Genomic DNA, 21,616 nt, shown 5'->3' on the forward strand with positions numbered 1-21,616 from the left:
GCGGGAAGGTCAGCGCATGGGTGACGACTACCGCACGGAGGAGGACAGCCTCGGCGAGATGCAGGTGCCGGCGGACGCTTACTGGGGCGCACAGACCCAGCGCGCCGTCGAGAACTTCCCCGTCTCGGGGATCGGCATGAGCCGACGGTTCATCCGGGCGCTCGGCGTCGTCAAGAAGGCGGCGGCGCAGGCGAACCGCGACCTGGACCTCATCGAGGACGACACCGCGGAGGCGATCGTCGCCGCCGCCGACGAGGTCATTGCCGGCGAGCACGACGACCAGTTCCCCGTCGATGTGTTCCAGACCGGCTCCGGCACCTCCTCGAACATGAACGCCAACGAGGTGATCGCGAACCGCGCCGCCGAGATCGCGGGCGCGGAGATCGGCGACCGGGTCGTCCACCCCAACGACCACGTCAACTACGGCCAGTCGAGCAACGACGTGATCCCCACCGCGATCGCACGTCGCCGCGCTCGAAGCCGTCGAGAAGGACCTCGTGCCCGCCCTCGAGACCCTTCACGCCGAACTCGAAGCCAAGGAGACCGAGTTCGACGGCGTCGTCAAGACGGGCCGGACGCACCTCCAGGACGCCACTCCGATTCGACTCGGCCAGGAGTTCAGCGGCTACCGGACGCAGGTCGCGAAGGGTATCGAGCGCGCCGAGACCGTTCAGTCGAACCTTCGCGAACTCGCGCTGGGCGGCACCGCGGTCGGGACCGGACTCAACACCCACCCCGAGTTCCCCGAACTCGCCGCGGAGTACATCTCCGACGAGACGAACACGACCTTCCGCGAGGCCGACAACCACTTCGAGGCGCAGGCGGCCCACGACGCGATGGCGGAGGCCCACGGCGCGCTCCGCACGATCGCGGGCAGCCTCAACAAGATCGCCAACGACCTGCGGCTGCTCGCCTCTGGTCCCCGAAACGGTCTCGGCGAGGTCGAACAGCCGGAGAACCAGCCCGGCTCCTCGATCATGCCCGGAAAGATCAACCCGGTCGTCGCGGAGTCCGTCAACCAGGTCCACAAGCAGGTGGTGGGCAACGACGCCGCCGTCTCGGCGGGCGCCGCGCGCGGGGAGATCGACCTGAACCTCTATAAGCCCGTCATCGCGCACAACTTCCTCGAATCGGCGGAGCTGCTCTCGAACGTCGCGGCGACGTTCGGCGAGCGCTTCGTGGCGAAGCTGGAGGCCAACGAGGAGCACTGCGAGACGCGCGTCGAACAGTCGATGGCGCTGGCGACCGCCTTGAACCCCGCCATCGGCTACGACAAGGCGAGCAAGGTCGCGAAGACCGCGCTCAAAGAGGGGAAAAGCGTTCGCGAGGCCGCCGTCGACGCCGGCTACCTCACCGAGGCGGAGGCCGACGAGGTGCTCGACCCCGAGTCGATGACCCACCGCGTGATCCTCGGCGACGACGACTGAGGTCGCCGGGGAGCGACGCTCGAGACCGACGACTTCGGGACCGACACCCTCGGGACCGGCGACCGCGGTCGGCAGAACGCTTTTTGCGGGCGCGTGTGAGCGCCAGACATGGCTGAGAGTGACTTACAATCCGAGCAGGAGCCGCTGAAGAAGGAGTACGAGAAGAACCCTGAGGCCGCCCAAATCACGCTGTCCGCGACCGGGGAGGAGTAGGACGACGCCCGGTCGTGTAGCGTCGACATCGGCCGGGCCATCTACGAGGCGGAGCTACACGAGGGGGCCGGCGGTCCCGGCGGGGGCGCCTGCTCCGGCGACCTCCTGCTGGGCGCGCTGGCCGCCTGTTCCCAGCTGACCGCGCAGGCAGTCGCCGAGAGCTTCGGCGTCGACGCCGAGGTCAGCGTCGAGGCCAGCGGTGACCTGGACCTCCGCGGGACGATGGGCGTCGACGACGAGGCGCCGGTCGGGTTCGAGGACCTCCGCCTCGACGTCACCGTCGACGGCGACGTCGACGAGGACACCCGCGCGGCACTCCGGAAATACACCGAGAAGTACTGCGTCGTCTACCAGACGCTGGTGGACCCGCCGGACGTCGAGACGAGCTGGACGTTCGAGTGACCGACGCGCCGCCTCGCTTGGCGTTGGATAGAGGCCCCGTCGCGCTCGGCGTCCCGGCGACCACGCGGGTGACTCGTTCGCGCCGAATCGGAACCATTTAAGCCGATGTCGGTACCGATCCCACACGGATGAAACTTCACGAATATCAAGCGAAGTCTCTCTTCGCGGACGCCGGGATCCCGGTTCCGGACTCCCGGCTCGCGACGAGCGTCGACGAGGCGCTCGACGCCGTCGACGAGATCGGCTACCCGGCCGCGATCAAGGCGCAGGTCCACGTGGGCGGCCGCGGCAAGGCCGGCGGGATCAAGATCGCGACCGACCGAGAGGAGGCCGAGCAGTACGCCGAGGAGATCCTCGGGATGGACCTCAAGGGGTACACCGTCGACCGGGTCCTCGTCGAGGCCGGCGTCGACTTCGTCGACGAGCTGTACGTCGGCGTCACGATGGACCGCGGCGAGGGGAAGCCGGTCCTGATGGTGTCGACCGAGGGCGGCGTGAACATCGAGGAGGTCGCCGAGGAGAACCCCGACGCAATCGCGCGCGAGCACGTCGACCCCGCGTTCGGCCTCCACCCGTATCAGGCCCGGAAGGTCGTCTACGAGGCCGGCGTCGACGCCGACGTGGCGCTCGACGTGGCGTCGATCCTCTCGACGCTGTACGAACTCTACGAGGAGAACGACGCCTCCGAGATCGAGGTCAACCCCGTCATGATCACGGAGGACCGCGACGTGGTCGCCGCCGACGCCGTGATGAACATCGACGAGGACGCGCTGTTCCGCCAGCCCGACCTCGCCGAGATGGCCGAGGAGTCCTACGAGGACGACCTCGAACGCAAGGCCGGCGAGTACGGCTTCGACTACGTCCGCCTGTCGGGGAACGTCGGCATCATCGGCAACGGCGCCGGTCTCGTGATGACGACGCTCGACTTGGTCGACTACTACGGCGGCGCGCCCGCCAACTTCCTCGACATCGGCGGCGGAGCGAAGGCCGAGCGCGTCGCGAACGCGCTCGACATGGTGTTCTCCGACGACAACGTCGACGCGGTCGTCTTCAACATCTTCGGCGGGATCACCCGCGGCGACGAGGTCGCCAAGGGGATCAACGAGGCCTTAGAGCAGTTCGACGAGATCCCCAAGAAGGTGGTCGTCCGGCTCGCCGGCACGAACGCCGAGGAGGGGATGGAGATCTTGAACACCGATCTCGTCGAGGTCGAGAAGACGCTGGAGGACGCGGTCCAGCGCGCGGTGAAGAACGCCGAGGAGGTGACCCAATGAGCATTTTCGTCGACGACGACACCAGAGTGGTTGTGCGAGGGTATCACCGGCGGGGAAGGCAAGTTCCACGCCGGCCAGATGATCGAGTACGGCACCAACGTCGTCGCCGGCGCGGTGCCCGGCAAGGGCGGGCAGGAGGTCGACGGCGTCCCCGTCTACGACACCGTCGACGAGGCCGTCGAGGCGGAGAACGCGGACGCCTCCGTCATCTTCGTGCCGCCGGCGTTCGCCGCCGACGCGGTGTTCGAGTCGCTCGACACGGACCTCGACCTCGCCGTCGCGATCACCGAGGGGATTCCGACCCAGGACATGGCGAAGGTGAACAAGCGCCTGAGCGAGACGGATACCCGCCTCATCGGCCCGAACTGTCCGGGCATCATCACGCCCGGCGAGGCGAAGCTCGGCATCCTGCCGGGTAACATCTTCTCCGACGGAAACGTCGGGCTGGTCTCCCGCTCGGGTACCCTGACGTACCAGGTTGTCGACAATCTCACCGAGCGCGGGCTGGGCCAGTCGACCGCCATCGGAATCGGCGGCGACCCGATCATCGGTACCTCCTTCGTCGACGCCCTCGAGGCGTTCGAGGCCGACCCCGACACCGACGCGGTCGTGATGTGCGGCGAGATCGGCGGGGAAGACGAGGAGCAGGCAGCGACGTTCATCGGCGAGCACATGGACACGCCGGTCGCCGGCTTCATCGCCGGGCGCACGGCACCGCCGGGCAAGCGCATGGGCCACGCGGGCGCCATCGTCTCCGGCTCCGGCACGGGCACGGCGCAGTCGAAGATCGACGCGCTCAACGACGCGGGCGTCCCCGTCGGCGACACCCCCGAGGAGGTCGCCGACCACGTCGAGGACTTCCTCTAGGCGCCCCCGCGGTCGGCGTCGTCGTTCGCCCGGCGTGCCCCGACCGAGATCCCTCGCCGGCCTCGGCTCCCGTTTTTCAGTTCCGGTAGCCGGAGCGAAAGCTAAAACTACCGGTAGGGGAACACACGCACATGAATTCGGATCCCGGTGACTCCTCGACGGGGGACGGCTCAGCCGCGTCCGGCGCGCCGGGATCGAGCGCTGACCCGTCTCGATGCGTCCTGTTCGTCGACGACGAGCCGGGAGCGGCCGACCTCGCCGCGACCCACGTCGAACGGCTCGTCGAGGACATCGAGACGATCACCCGGACATCGCCGGACGAGGCGCTCGACGTGGTCCGAGACGGGCGTGTCGACTGCGTCGTCAGCGACTTCGACATGCCGGGCCGCGACGGACTCGAGTTTCTCGAGGGGGTCCGTTCGATCGACCCTGGTGTCCCGTTCGTGCTGTTCACCGGGAAGGGAAGCGAGGAGATAGCGAGCGACGCCATCTCGGCCGGCGTCACCGACTACCTCCAGAAGGGGACCGGCCGGGACCGCTACGAGATGCTCGCGAACAGCGTCGCGAACGCGCTCGGACGCCGCCGGGCCGAGCGCGACCTCCGCGCGGTGAACGACCAGATCACCGCGATCCACCGGTTCGCGACCGACCTCGCGGAGGTCGAGGACGTGTCCACGGTGTTCGACCGCGTCATCGTCGCGGCCGAAGAGATTCTGGAGTTCGACCGGTGCGTCGCCACCCGCCGCCGCGGGGACCGGCTCGTTCCCACTGCCCGGTCCGAGAGCGTCTCTCCCGACGAGATCCGCGCGTTCGACGTCGGCGAGGGGGTCGTCGGCTACACGGCCCGGGAGCAGCGGACCGTCGTGGTGGACAACCTCAGCGTCGACCCGGCCGACCCGGACGACTTGGAGGACCCGACCGGTTCCGGCCCCTCGACCTCCGGCGGCCCGGACCACGACCGGGTCGGCAGCCGGGACTCCCTCGACACGACCGCGGTGGCGGATCCGGTCTCCGACGACGTTCGGTCAGCGATCAGCGTTCCGATCGGCGAGTACGCGGTTTTTCAGGCCGTCTCGGACGGCTACGCCGCCTTCGACGACCGCGACGTGGAGTTCGCGGAGCTGATCGCCTCCCACGCCGCGAACGCGATCGAACGGATCGAGACGGAGACCGCGCTCCGGACCGAGCGCGATCGCCTCGCAGCTCTCTTTGCGAACCTCCCGCTTCCGATGGCGCGGACTGTTGTCGCCGAGAACGGTGATCGAACCCTCGCGGAGACGAACGAGGCGTTCGTGGACACGTTCGGCTACGACGCCGCGGAGTCTACCTACGAGACGGTGGTCGAGGAGGTCGTCCCGTCCGAATCGAAGGGATTCAACCACGAGCGCCTGATCGCCGACGACGAACCCACCAGACTCGACATCCAGCGGCGGACGACCGACGGGTTACGCGACTTCATCCTCCACGCGATCCCCGTCGTCCAGCCCGAGGAGTCGGTCGTCTACTCCATTTACGCCGACATCGACGAGCAGAAGCGGGTCGAGCGAACTCTCAGGAAGCTCCATGCGACGACTCGGGGAATGTTCGACGGCGAGGACAGAGCGGAGATCGCCGGACTGGCCGCCCGCGCGGCGATCGACATCCTCGAGTTCCCGAGCAGCGGCGTTCGGCTGTACGACCCCGACGCGAACGTCCTCTGCCCGACGGCGATAAGCGAGGAGGCGACCGAGGCGTTCGGCGACCGACCGGCGTTCGGTCCGGGGGACGGTCGCGTTTGGGAGGCGTTCGACACCGGTGAGCCGGTCGTCGTCGACGACCTCGACGCGGTCGACACCGCGGTCGGATACGGCGAGCTCCGGAGCCTTCTCGCCGTGCCGCTCGGCGACCACGGCGTCATGCCGCTCGGCTCGCGCGAGCCGGACTTTTTCGACGAGACGGACCTCCAACTGGCCCGCGTCCTCGCCGCGAACGTCACGGTTGCGCTCGATCACGCGGAGCGGACCGAGCAGCTGCGCGACCGCGACGCCGCGCTCCAGCGGGAGATAGACCGGTTGGAGAAGTTCGCCGGGCTGGTCTCTCACGACCTGCGGAGCCCGCTCAACGTCGCCGCCGGCCGGACCGATATGGCTCGGTCGTTGACCGACGACGCGGCCGTCCTCGCCGAGCTCGACCGGGTCGAGGACGCACACCACCGGATGACACAGCTGATAGAAGACCTCCTCGCGCTGGCGCGGCAGGGTCGAACGGTCGACGAGATCGAGTCCGTTCCTCTCGACGCGGCGGCCGAGCGCGCGTGGGGTACCGTCGACACCGAGGGAGCGACGCTCGACGTGTCGGAGGCGACGTCCGCGGTCGACGCCGACCCGGAGCGGCTCCGGACGCTCTTCGAGAATCTGTTTGCGAACAGCGTGGAACACGGTTCCACGAGCAGTCGGGTGGAACCCGACGACAGCGTCGAGCACGGCTCGACGGGCAGCCGGACGGAGTCCGGCGACAGCGTGGAACACGGCTCGACGAACGGCGGACTCACCGTCTCCGTCGGCTTGCTCCCGGACGGGTTCTACGTCGCGGACGACGGGTCCGGCTTCGACATCGACCCAGACGAGGCGGCGACCTACGGGCGATCGAGCACGCCGGACGGGACGGGGTTCGGTCTCGCGATCGTGCGCGAGATAGCGGCCGCACACGGCTGGGAGATGTCGATCGACGGCGGCGACGGCGCCCGCTTCGAGTTCCGAATCGACAACTGATATATAAAAACGGGGTTGACGTGCGTGGTGGGCGCACAGGCGGGCCACGGTTATGCGCGATTCGCCCCTATAAATCGAGTATGGACGAAGGAACTCGCGAGCTGCTCGAACCGCTTCCGCCGAGCGCCAAGCTGGTCTACTACGTGCTCGACGCGGAGGGCCGGTTCGACCAGACCGGCCTCGCCGAGGAGACTCGTCTCTCCACTCGCACCGTCCGATTCGCGGTCGAGAAACTCACCGAGGTCGGACTCGTCGAGGAGGGGCTGTGTCCCCGAGACGCCCGCCGGTCGGTCTACCAAGCCGTTCCGCCCGCGGAACGCGACGCCGTCGGCGAGCCTGACGCCCCCGCGGAGTCGGTCTCCGAGACCGACGCGCCGACCGCCGCGGTCGCCGAGGACTGAATCCCGCGGTTCGGACCTGTCGCGCCGCGGTCCGGACGCCCCGATCCGTCGCGCTTTTGCCCCCGGGACCGGTAGTGAGCGCACTCAGATGGCGACGTACCACATCGAAACGTACGGCTGTAGCTCGAACCGGGGCGAGAGCCGGGAGATCGAGCGCACCCTCCGCAACGGAGGGCACCGCCCGGCCGACGGCCCGGAAGACGCGGATGTCGCCATCCTCAACACCTGTACTGTCGTCGAGAAAACTGAACAGAACATGCTCCGCCGCGCCGAGGAGCTGTCGGAGACGACCGCCGAACTCGTCGTCACCGGCTGTATGGCGCTCGCGCAGGGCGAGATGTTCGCGGAGGCGGACGTCGACGCCGAGATCCTCCACTGGGACGAGGTCCCCTCCTACGTGCTCAACGGCGAGTGCCCGACGGTCACCCCCGACGCCGAGCCGGTCTTGGACGGCGTCGTCGGCATCCTCCCCATCGCGCGCGGCTGTATGAGCAACTGCTCGTACTGTATCACCAAGTTCGCCACCGGCCGGGTTGACTCCCCGCCGATCGAGGAGAACGTCGAGAAGGCCCGCGCGCTGGTCCACGCGGGCGCGAAGGAGATCCGCGTCACCGGCCAGGACACCGGCGTCTACGGCTGGGACAACGGGGACCGGAAGCTGGCCGAGCTGCTCGACCGGATCTGCGACATCGACGGCGAGTTCCGGGTCCGGCTGGGGATGGCGAACCCCGGCGGGATCCACGGGATCCACGAGGAGCTGGCCGACGTGTTCGCGGCAAACGAGGAGCTGTACGACTTCATCCACGCGCCCGTTCAGTCCGGCTCCGACGAGGTGCTCGAAGACATGCGCCGGCAACACCGCGTCGAGAAGTTTCGCGAGGTCGTCGCGACCTTCGACGACCGGCTCGACCACTGGACGCTCTCGACCGACTTCATCGTCGGCTTCCCCACGGAGAGCGAGGCCGACCACGAGCTGTCGATGGACCTCCTCGCCGAGGTCCGGCCGGAGAAGATCAACGTCACCCGCTTCTCGAAGCGCCCCGGCACGGACGCCGCCGAGATGAAGGGACTCGGCGGGACCGTCAAGAAGGAGCGCTCGAAGGCGATGTCCGAGCTGAAGATGGAGGTCGTCGGCGAGGCGTACGAGTCGATGGTCGGCGAGACGTTCGAGGTGCTCGTCGTCGAGGAGGGGACCGGCGACTCCGTGAAGTGCCGCGACGGCGCCTACCGCCAGATCATCGTTCAGGGCGCGGCCGACCGCGGGGTCGAGGTCGGTGACTTCCTCACCGTCGAGGTGACCGGCCACAACACGGTGTACGCGTTCGGTGAACCGGTCACGGCGGCGGCGACCGAGGGCGACTCAACCGAGCGCGACCGCGTCGACGACTCCGTCGAGCGCGACGACCGCCCGGAGTCGACGGCCTCCTCGGCGTAGCGGTTCGGGAACCGAATCGCCCCGTCCCCGCGAGGAGCCAGCGGTCCGACTCATTCGGTTTCGCTTGAGTTCGACTCGTCCGATTTCGAGCTCCCCGACTTCGGATCGTTCGGTTTCGAGCGCCCCGACCTCGGAGCGTCCGACTGCCACTGCTCCGGCTCAGGACCGCTCGGTTCCCCGCCGACCGAACGGGGCGATCCGGGTTGGTGGGGGAGCCGGATCCGGACGACGGTCCCCTGCGGGTCGTTTTCGGCGAACTCGACCGTTCCGCCGGCCCGCGTCACGGTCCAGTCAGATCAGCCACAGCCCGAGTCCCTCGGTGTGTTCGAGAGCCGTTTCTTCGGCGTTCTGAAGCGTCCGCCGTTCGATCTGTGGGATTCCTCGTCCGGTGTCTTCGATGACGAGCGTCGTCGCGTCCTCGTCTCGTCGCACGCGCACTGTGATCGTCACGTCGTCGTCGTTGTGTTCGATCGCGTTCCGAAGCGCTTCCTCGAACGCGAGCGGGAGCGACGGATGCGTCCGAACGATACAGCTGTCCGGAAGCTCCGTTCGAACCGTCACTCCGGGCGCCTTCGCGGTCAACTGACCCACTCGCGCCTCGACGACGGTGACGAGATCGAACGACTGGAGCGTCTCGGTCCGCCGAGATCGACGCGATGCGGCGCGTTCGCTCGCTCGTCTCGACCAGCTCCTCCAGGTGGCTTCGAGCGATTTGCGCTCGGTCCGCAATCTCCGATCTGTCGGCCGCGTCCTCGATCCCGTCGAGGTGGCCGAGCGCGACCGAGAGCTCGTTGCGGATGTTGTGGCGGAGCACGCGGTCGTTGATCGAAAGCAGGGTCGCCAGCTCCTGAGCCTCGATGAGCTGTTCGTCGGCCTTCACCGCGTACAGCCCCGCCCGCGATCCGACCGCCGCTCCGAGGCTGGCCGCAAACGAAAGCAGGAACGAGAGCTTGAACGGCTGCTGTTCGAGCAGCCAAATGAGCCAGACGACGACGGCGAGCGCCGCGAACGTAGCGGCGGTCCCGACGCCGATCCGCACCGCCCGCCGCCGTCCGGACGGCGAGACCTCCCACCGCGGGAGGTCGTACGCGGTGTAGAAGGCCACACCAGAGAGTCCGACGATCAGCCCGAACTCGAGCAGCACGCCCACGCCCCCGCCGTTGAACGCCAGGTGCCGCGCGCCGAGACCGGCGCAGATCCCGCCGAGCGCGACGAACCCCGTTCGGGGGAGACGAGGGAGGCCATCGAGAGTCGTACTCCCCCGCGACGTTTATGGGTTTCCCGGGGAGTCGGAGCGTCTCGGCGGGGCTACTCGTCGTAGATCAGCTCGACCTCGTCGGCGAACCGGTCGAGGATGTTCCGCCGCTTCTTCTTCATCGTCGGCGTGAGTAGGTCGTTCGCCTCGGTGAACTCCTCCTTGACCAGCCGGAACCGCTTGATCTGCTCGTACGACTCAAACTCCTCGTTCACGCGGTCGACCTCCGCTTGGATTCGCTCGCGGACGCGGTCGTCGCGGCAGATCGCCGCGGGGTCGTCGGGGAGGTCGATCCCGCTGTCGTCTGCCCAGGCCGCGACCTTCTCGAAGTTCGGGACGATGAGCGCGGAGACGAACTTCCGTCCGTCGCCGAGGACGACGCACTGCTCGACGAACTCGTTGGCTGCGAACCGGTCCTCGATCGGGCCGGGCGCGACGTTCTTCCCGGTCGAGAGCACGAGCAGCTGCTTGGCGCGCTCGCGGAAGGCGACGTACCCGTCCGGGCGGAGCTGGACGATGTCACCGGTGCGGAACCACGGCTCCGCGGCCGCGGTCGACCCCTCGTCGTCGGCTCCGTCCCCGCCGACGCCGACGCGCTCGTCGGGGGGCGTCCCGGCGGTGACGACGCTCTCGGGGAGCTCTCCGGCGTCGATGAACGCCTCCGCGGTCGCGTCCGGCCGGTTCCAGTAGCCGTCGGTCACCTGCGGGCCGCGGACGAGCAGTTCGCCCACGTCGCCGGCCAGGTCCGCGACCTCCTCGCCGACGACCCCGCCGTCGATCGCGATCTCCGTGTCGACGACCGGCGGGCCGATGGTGCCGACCTGCGGCCGCTCCGGCGGGTTGACGCTGATGACGGGCGACGTCTCCGTCAGGCCGTACCCCTCCAGAATGGGCAGGTCCATCGCGTGGTACAGCGCGCAGAGCTCGGCCGACAGCGACCCGCCGCCGGAGATGAAAAAGTCGACGTTGCCGCCGATCGCCTCCCGGACCGACGAGAAGACGAGGCGGTCGGCGACCGCGCGCTTGGCGTCGAGCAGGACGCCCGGGTCGTCGGTCTCGTGGTGGGTGCGGCCGACCTCGACCGCCCACTCGAAGATGCGCTCCTTGACCGGCGACTCGCTCGCCTGCTCGCGGATCGCGTCGTACAGCTTCTCGTAGACGCGCGGGACGCTCGTCGTCGTCGTCGGACGCACCAGTCCGAAGTCCTCGCGGAGGGTGTCGGGGCTCTCCGCGTACGCGACGGTCGCGCCCGCGGCGAACATCATGTAGTGGCCGGCCATCCGCTCGAAGACGTGCGCGAGCGGGAGGAACGAGAGCGTCGTCGACTCCGCCGAGATTCCGGGCACCTCGGGGTCGCGGTCGGGCCGGTCCGCGAACCGCCGGTAACACTGCGAGACGTTGTCGCGGAAGTTCGCGTGCGTCAGCCGGACGCCCTTCGGCTTCCCGGTCGTCCCGGAGGTGTAGATCAGGCTGGCGAGGTCGCCGGTGTCGACCGCGTCGAGCCACTCCTCGTAGGTCGCCTCGTCGAACGCCGCGTCGCCGAGCTCGTGGACCTCGCCGAGCGTGTACACGTCGTCGACCGATCCCGCGTCGCCGACCGATTCCGCGTCGCCGACCGACGCCTCGCCGTCGGCCGTCGATTCTTCACCCCCTATCTCGGCAGCGACCGCCTCGGCGTCGACATCGTCGATCGTCACGATCGCGTCGAGTTCGTGTTCGAGGTCGCCCCGAACCCGGAGCACGTCACCGAGCATCTCGCGGTTCTCGGCGACGACGACGGTCGCCTCCGGGTCCTCCAGCAGGTACCGGAGCTGGTTCGGCGACGAGGAGGCGTACACCGTCGTCACCACGGCTCCCGCGGCCAGCGCCGCGAAGTCCGTCTGCGCCCACTCCATCCGAGTCTTGGAGTACATCGCCAGCCGCGTGTCGCCGTCGACGCCCAGCTCGCGGAGCCCCGACGCGAGGTTCCGGACGATCCCGCGCATCTCACCGTACGTCAGGTCGGCGTACTCCCCCGCGGGCGCCGACGGGACGACGTCCTCGGCGACGAGGGACCGGTCGTGGATCCCCCCTTGTACCGCTGTGCGAGCCGGTCCGCGTGCCGCTCCGCGGCCCCCTCGAACATCCGCGGGAGCGTCTCTCGGGCGATCGCGGGGTCCGTGAACGCTCGTTCCGCCTCCTGCCAACTCATACGAACTCAGTCCCGCCCTACCCTCATAAACAATCCGGTAGTTTGGAGTTTCTCCCTGTGGGTCTCTCCGGTCTGGACGACCGCCCGCGTCTCCGAGCCCTTCTCACCGGTCGTCGAGCGCGGTGGCGAACCTTCCGATAGTCGTTCCCGACGGCGGGATTTTTCGAGAGCGCTCCCGGAGGTCAGCGGTCGGCGGCGATCCGCGTCCCGACGCCGTCTCTGTCCGTGCGGATCCGGTCTGCGAGCTCCGCCACCTGCGCCAACACCGGATAGCGCGGCCCGTCGGTGGTTCCGTAGAGGTAGCCGTAGAACGTCCGCTCGTGGCTGTCGGCGTCGAGGTTGGGGGTCAACGGCGGGTCGTCGAGCGAGGACTGTCGGTCGGCGGCAAGCTCGTCGCACTCTCGTTCCAGCTCCGCCAGTCGGTTCCAGATGTCGATCGCCGCGTCGGTCTCGCGCCCGGATCGGACGCCCTCCAGGTGAGCGAGCAGTCGCTGTCGGCGGCGGTCGATCTCCGTGAGCGTCGTCTTCCGGTCGGCCAGCTCGTCGATCTCCTCGTCGATCGCGCCCGCCAGCCGGTCGCGCGCGTCAGCGGCGCGCTGACTCCGGTCGACGAGCGCCGACTTGGCGCCGCTCGACAGCCCGCCGTCCGACGCCAGCGCGGTCGCCGTGTCCGGGCCGAGTTCGGCCGCCAGGCTCTCCGCCGCCGTCTCGTCGTACTCGGCCCGGTAATGCGGCAGCGACAGCACGGTGTCGTCGTACGCGGCCAGCACCCGCCGGAGCGTCACGTCGCCGCCGGACGGCCCGCCGTCGGGCGGGATCCCGTTCCCGGCCGAACCGATACTACCGAGCGCACCGGCGGGCACGCCGGACGGGTTCGAGTCCGTCGCGACCGGAACGGTGTCCATCTCGGCCACCCGGTCGGCGAACGCCTCGAACGCGTCTCGCTCGTCGAGGACGCGGCGTCGCTCGCCGCGGCAGGCCGCCTCGGCGTCGCGGACGTACGCGAACGCGAGCAGCGCGAGGATCCCGGCGAGCGCGACCGCCGTGACCACTCCCGGCTCGGTCGCAATCGCGCCCAGTTCGCACCAGACGCTCGAACACCCCGCCGCTGTCACCCCCTGATCGGGGATCTGGAAGACCGCCGTCGACCCAGTCTGTACGCTCATTGTGTCTGTTAACACGGTACACGCACAAAGCGTTTTGGGCCGTACGAAGTGCCGCGTTACCACTCAACACGGATATTGGGTGATCGCCGACGGAGATCAGATCGATGCGGACACGTTAGTGAACGATGCGTATCGACCAGCTTTGCCTCCCGTCTACCGTCCGGTCAGGTGCTATTCTTCCGTTCTAGACGTCTGGAACGACTCTCTGAACGCGTTTCGAAGAATACTCTTATCTAACTCGTTTTCTTCAATACCGGTATCGGTCGCTCGAAACCCGATTCCCTCGTCATTCAGAAAAGCAACAATGACTGGGTACAGTTCCTGTGTGTCTCTTTCTAGGTCCTGTATCTCATCCAGTTCCGCTACCATCTCATACGAGACCTCACCGCTGTCGACTTTTTCCGGGTCGAGGCCGATCCAGGTGGCTATCGCTCGGTCGTCCTCGTTCGTATAGCGGCGTATGACTTGATAGAAGTCGAACGGGTCTTCCGGACGTACGCCGCGCTGAACGACGGATTCCGTCTCTTCGTATCCTCGTTCGCGTATCCTTTCGTCGAGATCTGCGAACTTTGTGGTATCGGAGACGCGCTCCAAGAGCGTATCGCGTTTCTGCCCAACCACCTGCTGCCTCGAATTTTCGGGACTGTTCTCGTTATCTTTGCCCATTTTGTATTGTCATTCTGGACCTAAATATTGTATTTAGTTATAGTTATTCAGCAGTACAAATCGCATAGGGTGGTGCGCGGGCGTCCGCTCGAATTCGTCCGTCTGCGACCCGATATGGACTCAGTTCCGGACGCCGTCGTCGGTGATCACGGTGTCGATCATGCCGATCGGCGTGGCGTCGTAGCTTGGATTCTCGATCTCGACGTCCTCGACCGGCTCGCGCATCACCTCGACGGCGTCGCGGAACTCGTTTTCGAATCGGAACTCCTCGATGGTCTTCGCGCCTGAGCCGACCGCCGTGACGGGGACGCCGAGTTCGCGGGCGGTGACGACGAGGGGGAAGGTGCCGATGCGGTTGTAGTAGGTGCCGCCGGTGATGCAGGTGATCCCGAGGAGGACGCGGTCGCAGTCGCGGAGCGCGTACCCCATCGCGCTGTCGACGACCATCCGCGTCTCGACGCGGGACATCCCGGCGAGGACGCGCGCGGTCTTGCGACCGAGGGTCCGCGGGCGTGCCTCGGTGACGTAGACGGTGAGGTGCGCCCCGTCGCGGGCGGCGTTCTCGATGGCCTCCAGCACCGTCGTCGAGTAGTCGTGGACGAGCAGCGTGTCGCCGTCCTCGATGTGTTCGGCCGCGTTGGCGGCCGCCTCGCCCTTCGCCGTCTCGATGTCGTCGACGACCCGAGCGATCACGTCTTCGAGCAGCTGCTTCGCGCCCTCGACGCTCGTCGCCTCGCCGACGATGGAGCGCTCCACGTCGCGCATCGCGTTGTGGAGCGCGGCGTGGGAGGGGTTCGACCGGCGCAACACCCCCGCGTTGTGTTCGAGGTCGCGCTCGAACTCGTCGACGGTCACGTACTCGCGGTCGAGCAGGTCCGCGAGCGACCGCGTCGCCTTCACGGCCACCGCCGACGTGCTGTGGGTCCGCATCGCCCGGATCTCGGCGACGGTCTCGTCGATCATGCCCGAAGGGTCGGCCGGACCGGTAAAAGGGGTTCCGGGGGCAGGCCGGCGGCGAGGGGTTCTGACCGCGCCGGCGGCGACACGCCCCCGAGGCGACTCGCCGCGCCGGCGGCCTACTCGAACCCGAGTTGGTCGACCGCGCGCGACAGACACCCTTCGTCCGGCTCGACGTACGAGTAGTGGTCCGCGACGAGGTCGGTGACGTCGACGTCGGCGTACCCGTCCGGCGCGGTCGCGGCGTCCGGGAGTCCGCCGTGCCCGACCGCGCGGGTCCGGTCGGAGGCGCGGTACACCCAGCCGAGGACGCGGTCGTTGCGGCTGTGGAAGTTGTAGAGGGGGGCGTCGAGCGCGGCGATCGCGGAGCCGTATCGCCCGTCGGTCCCGGCGCTCTCGTTCGGGATCGCTCCGCCGAACAGTGACGCCGACGCGAGCACGTCCGTCCGCCCGCGGTCCGCGAGCGCGCGGAGCGTCTCGCCCGTCACCCGGGCGCCGAGCGAGTGGGCGAACAGGTGGACCGGCCGTCCGTCCTCGTCTGCCCACGCCGTCAGCCAATCGGCGAGGGGTGCGGCGTTCGCCTCGGCGGTCTCCTTCGCGGGTCCCCAGTCGACGTTCGACGCCCACGAGTAGCCGATCACGGGGCGTGCGCTCTCGGCCGCTGCGTTGCCGCCGCCAGCGCCGCCGCTGTCGCCCGCCCCGCCCGTCGCCGCCTCCAGCCCCAGCCGAGCGGTGTACGCTTGGTTGCGGGCGGACTCGGCGTCCGCGCCGAGACCGTGAACGTACAGGACCACGGAGTCGGTCCCGCCGAACTCCCACGAACCCGACCGCTCCGTCGGGTCCGCCTCGTCGAGGCGCCCGCGCGTCGACACCATCGGCTGCGTCTCGGGCGCCTCGTACCCGCCGGAGTCGCCGTCGAGCGCGTTCGCGACGTAGAGACCGCCGCCGCCGAGGAGACCGAGACCGCCCGCAGCGCCGTACAGGAGTCGCCGTCGCGTGACGAGTCCGGAGGGGTCGTCCGATGCGTCCGAATCGTCGGCAGGGGTATCGGATGAGATATTGAATCGTCGGCCCGAACGATCAAATATCTGACGCGGCGGCGACGGCTGTTTATAAACGGATCTCCTACGTCGGGTATGAGCTACCCGGTCACGTACTACTGTCCCCACTGCGGGACGCTCGTCGCGCTCGAACGCGAGGGGTACCTCGCGGACAAGTCGGTGACGCCGTACCCGCTGGAGGGGTGGACGTACGTCGCGCCGACGGAGCCGTTCGACGCGGATGAAGACGGTGAGAGCGATGACAATACCGTTGAGGCGGATGGCGTCCGGTTCGTCTGCGGCGAGAGCGACGGGGTCGACTGGGACCCGCACGACGGCGTGCGGGGGACCGACGTGGGTGGCGACGAGCCGTATCGGGAGCCTGTCGGCGAGGGGGTCGGCTGCGGCGAGGCGTTTTATTTGTCTTTCGTCCGCTACGAGGAGGGCCGGGAGATCGACCCGGAATCGGAGTCGGAGCCGGTCGAGATCAATCCCGACCCGCGGCCGAGCGGTCCCCGCGGGCCGGGCGGTCCCGGCGAGGCCGGCGGCCCGGGCGACTACGACGGCGGCTTCTGGTGACTACTCGGTGAAAGCTGCGGCCAACTGCTTATAAATGGTTGCCAGCGCAGAGAGTGTCTCAAAAGCCCCAGCCGCTCGCTTATAAATAGTCGATAACAGATCGACGGCGAACACCGCCAAAGCCCCAGCCGTGAGGGCGGCGCACGCTCGCTGCGCTCCTCACTCGGTCGCTCACTCCGCTCGCTCCCTCGTTGCGGTGCTTGCGTCGCCTGCGCCGCCCTCGCGGCTGCCCCTTTGAGTCCCGCCCCGCACAGCACCTCACGCCTCCCCAGCCTCGTCGGCGGTCCTCCGCTTCGCTCCGGACCGCCGACTCCCTCGCGCGTGCTCCTCGCGGCCGCCTTCGGCGGCCACTCGGAGGCGCGCGCCACCGTATCGTTCATTTATAAGTGTCGTCTCCGTGGACTCCCGAGACTTCGCGAGCCGAACAGCCAAACCCCTTAAACGGGGAGCGAGTACCTCCGTCCATGGAAAGCATCAATCGGACCGCGATCGAGCTGGTCGACGAGGCGCTCGATTTCGCCGGCGAACTGGACGTCGTCGGCTACGAGCTGGACAACGGCGCCACCGTCGTCGACTTCGGGGTCGACGCGGCCGGCGGGGTCGAGGCGGGACTGCTGCTCGCTGAGATCCAGACTGCCGGGCTGGCGAACCTGCAGACCCGAATGGGAACGCTCGCGGGCGCGCCGCGCCAGTACGTCGAGCTGTCGACGGACCACCCCGCTGTCGCGCTGCTCTGCTCGCAGAAGGCCGGCTGGGAGGTCACGACCGAGGGCGGCTTCGAGGGGCTCGGCTCCGGGCCGGCCCGCGCGCTCGTCGGCCGCGAGGCGGAGTTCGAGCGCGTCGGCTACTACGACTCCTCGGAGTTCGCCACGCTCGCGATAGAGTCGACGACGCTGCCCGACGAGGAGGTCGCGGAGCAGGTCGCCGAGATGGCCGAGGTCGACGCCGAGGGCGTGTTCCTCCCGACGTTCGCCACCGGCTCGACCGCCGGCTCCGTCACCACCGCGGCCCGCGCCGCCGAGCTCGCCGTCTTCCGTCTGCTGGAGGTCGGCTACGAGCCGACGGACGTGCTCCACGCCTCCGGTTCGGCGCCGATCGCGCCCCCGACCCGCGACGAGACCGAGGCGATGGGCCGGACCAACGACGCCTTGGCGTACGGCGGCGAGGTCCACCTCCAGGTCGCGCGCGACGACGACCGCTTCGACGAGATCGTCTCGACCGCCAGCGAGGAGTACGGCACCCCCTTCGTTGAGGTGTTCGAGGACGCCGACTGGGACTTCTACGAGGTGCCGGAGAGCGTGTTCGCCCCGGCGCAGGTCACGGTCGACGTCGTCGACGGTCCCGTCTACACCGTGGGCGAGACCGACGAGGAACTGCTCGCGGAGTCGTTCGGCTACCGCTGATCTCCGTCGGACTCGACGCGTGCGACTCAAACCCGTTCCCGAACCCCCGGCCGACCTCGATCGCCTCCGTGAGTACCAGCGCGCGGTCCCGCTCGTCCCCGGCGACACCGACGACTGCTGCGCCCGCCTCCGGCGGCGCTGCGACCTCCCCGACCGACAGACGGCCAACGACTGGCTCGCGTTCCTCCGCGCGCTCGGCCTCGCCGAGGAGACCTCGCGGGGGTTCGTCCGCGCCGACGCCGAACCGACCCCGGAGCGCGTCCGCGAGGGGCTTCGGACCGGGATCCTGTTCGTTCCCGAGGCGCTCGCCGCGCTCGACGAGGCCTCGCCCGACGACCCCCTGACCCCGGACGACCTCTTCGCGGCCACCCGCGACGCGGTCCCGCGCCACGACCGCGCCCGCGACCCCGACTGGGAGGCCGCGTGGCGCGACCGCGCGCGGCGGCTGCTGGCGTGGCTCGCGCTCGTCGACCTCGCGGTTCGCGTGGACGCCGACCCGGACGGAGCTGCGGAAGGCGCCGGCTACGTCGCCGGCGACGCCCCCTGACGGCGCGACACTCGTTGTCCGCCCGACGGCGCGACACTCGTTGTCCGCCCGACGGCTCGGCGGTCGCGGTCCGCCCTCCACCCCGACCGCCACCCCGCAACAAGCCTTTTACTCGCCGCCGGAGAGGGAGTCGCATGGGACGCTTCGACGAGCGCACGGTCCGCTACGAGCCGACGAGCGTCAAGGACCTGCTCGTCGAGATGAAAGACACCGCGGAGCTACTGATCGACCTCTCGTACTCGGCGGTGCTCCACGGGAGTCCGACGGTCGCCCACGAGGTCGTCGAGCTGGAACATCGAATGGACGTGCTCCAGATGCGCGCCCGGATGAGCCTGATGCTCGCGGCGCGGAACCCCAACGAGGCGGAGACGCTCGCGCCCGTCCTCGGCGTCATCGCCGCCGCCGACAAGGTCGCGGACGCCGCGGGCGACATCGCCAAGATCGTCACCGAGGAGATCGGTCTCCCCGACGCGATGCGCGGCGCGCTCTCCGCGGGCGTCGAGACGCTGATCCGCGGGACCGTGACCTCTGACTCCGCGTACGCCGGGCGGACGCTCGACGACATCGACCTCGAATCGGAGACGGGCGTCCGCGTCATCGCGGTCCGCCGCGACGAGGACTGGATCCTCAACCCCGGGCCAACCACCCGGCTGAAGGCGGGCGACGTGACGCTCCTGCGCGGCCCCGAGGCGGGCGTCGCCGACGTGTACCCCGAACTCAGCGGCGAGCCGTTCGAGCCGGAGCCAGAGCCGGAGCCGGCGATCGACGACCTCGAACGCGCCGTCGACTCGATCGTGTTGATGAAGAACCTCTCGGAGCTCGCCGTCGATCTGGCGTACGGCTCCGTCCTCTTCGACAACGAGGAGCTGGCGGAGGAGGTGAGCAACCTCGAAATCGAGGTGGACGCGCTCCAGTCGCGGTTCGAGGCGTGGACGCTCCGGGCTGCGGCCGAGGCCGACGACCCGGTGTCGCTGCGCGGACTCATCCACCTCGGCGTCGCGACCGAGGAGATATCCGACGCCGCGCTGGCGATCACCGAGGGCGTCCGCCGCGACCTCGACGTCCACCCGGTCGTGGAGATGGCGGTCCAGGAGTCCGACGAGATAATCACTCGCACCATCGTCGGCGAGGGGAGCGACCTCGACGGGACCGCGGTCGCCGACGGCGTGCCCGCGACCGACATCTCCACCAGCGTGCTCGCGATCCGCCGACCGGACGACGGGTGGCTGGTCGGTCCGGACATCGACACCACGCTGCGGGGCGGCGACGTGATCATCGCGAAGGGGACCCGGTCCTCGGCGGAGGAGTTCGATGCCCTCGCGGCGTGAGGCGGACGGAGAAGAGCAGAGCGGGGACTCGGACCCGGCCGCGCTCGCCCGCTCGTACTACGACGCGCTCGACGCCGGCGAGTACGACCGGCTCGCGGCGCTGCTCCACCCCGAGTTCGTCCAGCGACGCCCCGACCGAACGTTCGAGGGGCGCGACCGCTTCGTCGCGTTCATGCGCGACGAGCGGCCGAACACCGACACCACACACGTCGTCGAGCGCGTCTATCCGGCCGGTCCCGGCGTGGCGGTTCGGGGGCGACTGCTCGACGCCGACGGCGAGGAGCTGTTCGCGTTCGTCGACGTCTTCTCGGTCGACGCGGGGCGGCTGACCGCGCTGGAGACGTACGCGGCCGAGTAGGCGGCCGCGGCGGCTGGACCCCTCTCTACCAGGCCGCGCGCAACACGCCGAGGATCCCCTCCGGGGTCGCGTCGAAGCCGCTCGGCGCGCGCTCCATCGGCGGGTCAGCGGCGACGAACTCGGCGATTTCCGGCAGGTCCGCCTCGTCGGTCTCGGGCAGGTCTCGGAGCCGGCTCGGAACGTCGAGCGCGTCGCGGACCTCGGCGACCGCCGCGACGACGTCTTCGGCGATCGCACCGTCGTCGCGGCCCTCGGTCGGAACTCCCAGTCCGGTGGCAAGCGCCCGGCGGCTCGCGTCGACCTGATCGAAGAGGGACGCCAGCGCGTGGGGCGCGACGACCGCGTGGATCGCGCCCTGTTGAACGTCGTAGCGGCGGGCGAACCCGTGCCCGAACGCGTGGATCACCGATATCTTGCGGTCGAGCTGGACGAGCAGCGCCCCCACGACCGCGCGGTCGGTCGCCGCCTCGCCGCCCGGCCGGTCGCCGGCCACGCGGGGGAGCGCGTCCGACAGGAGGCGAAGCCCGTGGACCGCGGCCGCGTCGCTCACGGGAGAGGCGTCGCGGGCGTACGGCGTCTCGATCCCCTTGTCGAAGCCGTTCATCGCCGATCCGGCCAGCACCGAGGTCGGCGTCGTCTCGAACAGCGCCGGGTCGGCGACGTCCGCGATCGGCCACGCGCCGCTCCCGCTGACGGTCACCGGCTGGCCGGTCGGCGACTCGGCGGCCGAAAAGACCTCCAGCGACCCGCCGGCCGAGACGTCCGCGCCCGCGAACGTCGTCGGGACGGCGACGACCGAGAGGTCGGGATCCGTCCCGGCTGCGAGGTCTCCGAGGGCGTCCGGCCCGGTCTCCGCGTCAGTGCGTAGTTCGCCGAGGTCCCGTCCGTCGGCCGCGAGCAGCGTCGCCTGTCTGGCGATATCGAGGCTGGCGCCGCCGCCGACCGCGACGAGGACGTCCGCACCCACCTCCGCTTGCGCGTCGAGCAGGTCGTACGCCGTCTCGACGCGCTTGTCGGGAGCGGTCCCGTCGAAGACGCCGGCGAGCCGGTCGCCGAGGCCCTCCCGGACCGGACCCATCAGGGCGTCGTTCGCGCCCGTGTTCGACCCGCAGACGACGAGCGCGTCCCCGAGGTCGCGGTCGTCGAGCCAGTCGCCGAGACCGGCAATCCGCCCTCGTCCGTATTGGATCTCGCAGCCGCGGTGAACGTGTTCGAAGGAGTCCGCGATCGGTAGCATCGGCGAGCGGTACGCGGGGCGCCGGTTTGTAGCTGTGGGAAGGGTCGCCATACTGCGTTAAATCTCGGCTTCGGACCGGGCTGTGCGTCGGTTCTGACTGGCCGAGCGCGTCGGCTCGAA

Annotated in this window: 16 protein-coding genes and 4 pseudogenes; 13 read left to right on the forward strand and 7 right to left on the reverse strand. The window is 69.2% G+C overall.

The window, feature by feature from the left end:
* Positions 1-16: 16 nt before the first annotated feature.
* The 7 genes and pseudogenes from ACODNG_RS00825 (at position 17) to ACODNG_RS00855 (ending at position 8,769) form a co-directional block, all read left to right on the forward strand.
* Positions 17-1,427, forward strand: a pseudogene (locus ACODNG_RS00825) (class II fumarate hydratase).
* A gap of 108 nt (positions 1,428-1,535) precedes the next feature.
* A pseudogene (locus tag ACODNG_RS00830) lies at positions 1,536-2,042 on the forward strand (OsmC family protein).
* 128 nt (positions 2,043-2,170) lie between these two features.
* On the forward strand, positions 2,171-3,316 hold the full coding sequence (gene sucC, locus ACODNG_RS00835) for an ADP-forming succinate--CoA ligase subunit beta (RefSeq protein WP_434522036.1): 1,146 nt from the start codon (positions 2,171-2,173) through the stop codon (positions 3,314-3,316).
* Positions 3,313-4,183, forward strand: a pseudogene (gene sucD, locus ACODNG_RS00840) (succinate--CoA ligase subunit alpha). Before sucC ends, sucD begins: the two are co-directional and overlap by 4 nt.
* Positions 4,184-4,314: 131 nt before the next feature.
* Positions 4,315-6,933: a GAF domain-containing protein gene (locus ACODNG_RS00845; RefSeq protein ID WP_434522037.1), complete on the forward strand. Its 2,619-nt coding sequence runs from the start codon at positions 4,315-4,317 to the stop codon at positions 6,931-6,933.
* 80 nt (positions 6,934-7,013) lie between these two features.
* Complete coding sequence (locus ACODNG_RS00850; protein ID WP_209543188.1) at positions 7,014-7,334, forward strand: ArsR family transcriptional regulator; 321 nt, start codon at positions 7,014-7,016, stop codon at positions 7,332-7,334.
* An 88-nt stretch (positions 7,335-7,422) separates the two neighbouring features.
* Entirely contained in the window at positions 7,423-8,769 is a 1,347-nt protein-coding gene (locus ACODNG_RS00855; protein ID WP_434522038.1) for a tRNA (N(6)-L-threonylcarbamoyladenosine(37)-C(2))-methylthiotransferase, read from the forward strand.
* A 291-nt stretch (positions 8,770-9,060) separates the two neighbouring features.
* On the opposite strand, the gene ACODNG_RS00860 is transcribed toward ACODNG_RS00855, so the two are convergent.
* Positions 9,061-9,360, reverse strand: a complete 300-nt coding sequence (locus ACODNG_RS00860) for an ATP-binding protein (protein WP_434522039.1) — start codon at positions 9,358-9,360, stop codon at positions 9,061-9,063.
* Positions 9,361-9,535: 175 nt separating this feature from the next.
* Here ACODNG_RS00860 and ACODNG_RS00865 point away from each other — a divergent pair, with 175 nt between their 5' ends.
* Positions 9,536-10,090, forward strand: a complete 555-nt coding sequence (locus ACODNG_RS00865) for a hypothetical protein (protein WP_434522040.1) — start codon at positions 9,536-9,538, stop codon at positions 10,088-10,090.
* Here ACODNG_RS00865 and ACODNG_RS00870 read toward each other — a convergent pair.
* From ACODNG_RS00870 to ACODNG_RS00890, 5 genes and pseudogenes are all read right to left on the reverse strand, one after another.
* Positions 10,078-12,215: pseudogene (locus ACODNG_RS00870) on the reverse strand (AMP-dependent synthetase/ligase). The gene ACODNG_RS00865 and the pseudogene ACODNG_RS00870 overlap by 13 nt on opposite strands.
* A gap of 182 nt (positions 12,216-12,397) precedes the next feature.
* A complete protein-coding gene (locus ACODNG_RS00875; RefSeq protein ID WP_434522041.1) occupies positions 12,398-13,381 on the reverse strand; it encodes a DUF7260 family protein in 984 nt (327 codons plus the stop codon).
* A gap of 171 nt (positions 13,382-13,552) precedes the next feature.
* A complete protein-coding gene (locus ACODNG_RS00880; RefSeq protein ID WP_434522042.1) occupies positions 13,553-14,047 on the reverse strand; it encodes a hypothetical protein in 495 nt (164 codons plus the stop codon).
* A gap of 120 nt (positions 14,048-14,167) precedes the next feature.
* Complete coding sequence (locus tag ACODNG_RS00885) at positions 14,168-15,010, reverse strand: translation initiation factor eIF-2B (protein ID WP_209543200.1); 843 nt, start codon at positions 15,008-15,010, stop codon at positions 14,168-14,170.
* Positions 15,011-15,123: 113 nt separating this feature from the next.
* Positions 15,124-15,879 (reverse strand): DUF726 domain-containing protein, encoded by a 756-nt coding sequence (locus ACODNG_RS00890; RefSeq protein ID WP_434522043.1) that lies wholly within the window; start codon positions 15,877-15,879, stop codon positions 15,124-15,126.
* A gap of 261 nt (positions 15,880-16,140) precedes the next feature.
* Here ACODNG_RS00890 and ACODNG_RS00895 point away from each other — a divergent pair, with 261 nt between their 5' ends.
* The 5 genes from ACODNG_RS00895 (at position 16,141) to ACODNG_RS00915 (ending at position 20,259) form a co-directional block, all read left to right on the forward strand.
* On the forward strand, positions 16,141-16,623 hold the full coding sequence (locus ACODNG_RS00895; RefSeq protein WP_434522044.1) for a hypothetical protein: 483 nt from the start codon (positions 16,141-16,143) through the stop codon (positions 16,621-16,623).
* 464 nt (positions 16,624-17,087) lie between these two features.
* Positions 17,088-18,026: a methenyltetrahydromethanopterin cyclohydrolase gene (gene mch, locus ACODNG_RS00900; RefSeq protein ID WP_434522045.1), complete on the forward strand. Its 939-nt coding sequence runs from the start codon at positions 17,088-17,090 to the stop codon at positions 18,024-18,026.
* Between the two features lie 19 nt (positions 18,027-18,045).
* On the forward strand, positions 18,046-18,573 hold the full coding sequence (locus tag ACODNG_RS00905) for a hypothetical protein (protein WP_434522046.1): 528 nt from the start codon (positions 18,046-18,048) through the stop codon (positions 18,571-18,573).
* A 134-nt stretch (positions 18,574-18,707) separates the two neighbouring features.
* Entirely contained in the window at positions 18,708-19,901 is a 1,194-nt protein-coding gene (locus ACODNG_RS00910; protein WP_434522047.1) for a potassium channel family protein, read from the forward strand.
* Entirely contained in the window at positions 19,885-20,259 is a 375-nt protein-coding gene (locus ACODNG_RS00915) for a nuclear transport factor 2 family protein (RefSeq protein ID WP_434522048.1), read from the forward strand. Before ACODNG_RS00910 ends, ACODNG_RS00915 begins: the two co-directional genes overlap by 17 nt.
* Positions 20,260-20,284: 25 nt before the next feature.
* On the opposite strand, the gene ACODNG_RS00920 is transcribed toward ACODNG_RS00915, so the two are convergent.
* Entirely contained in the window at positions 20,285-21,496 is a 1,212-nt protein-coding gene (locus ACODNG_RS00920) for an iron-containing alcohol dehydrogenase family protein (RefSeq protein WP_434522049.1), read from the reverse strand.
* Positions 21,497-21,616: the final 120 nt, after the last annotated feature.

It is taken from the genome of Halorubrum sp. AS12 (genome assembly GCF_051122765.1).
In the GTDB taxonomy this organism is placed as follows: domain Archaea; phylum Halobacteriota; class Halobacteria; order Halobacteriales; family Haloferacaceae; genus Halorubrum; species Halorubrum trapanicum.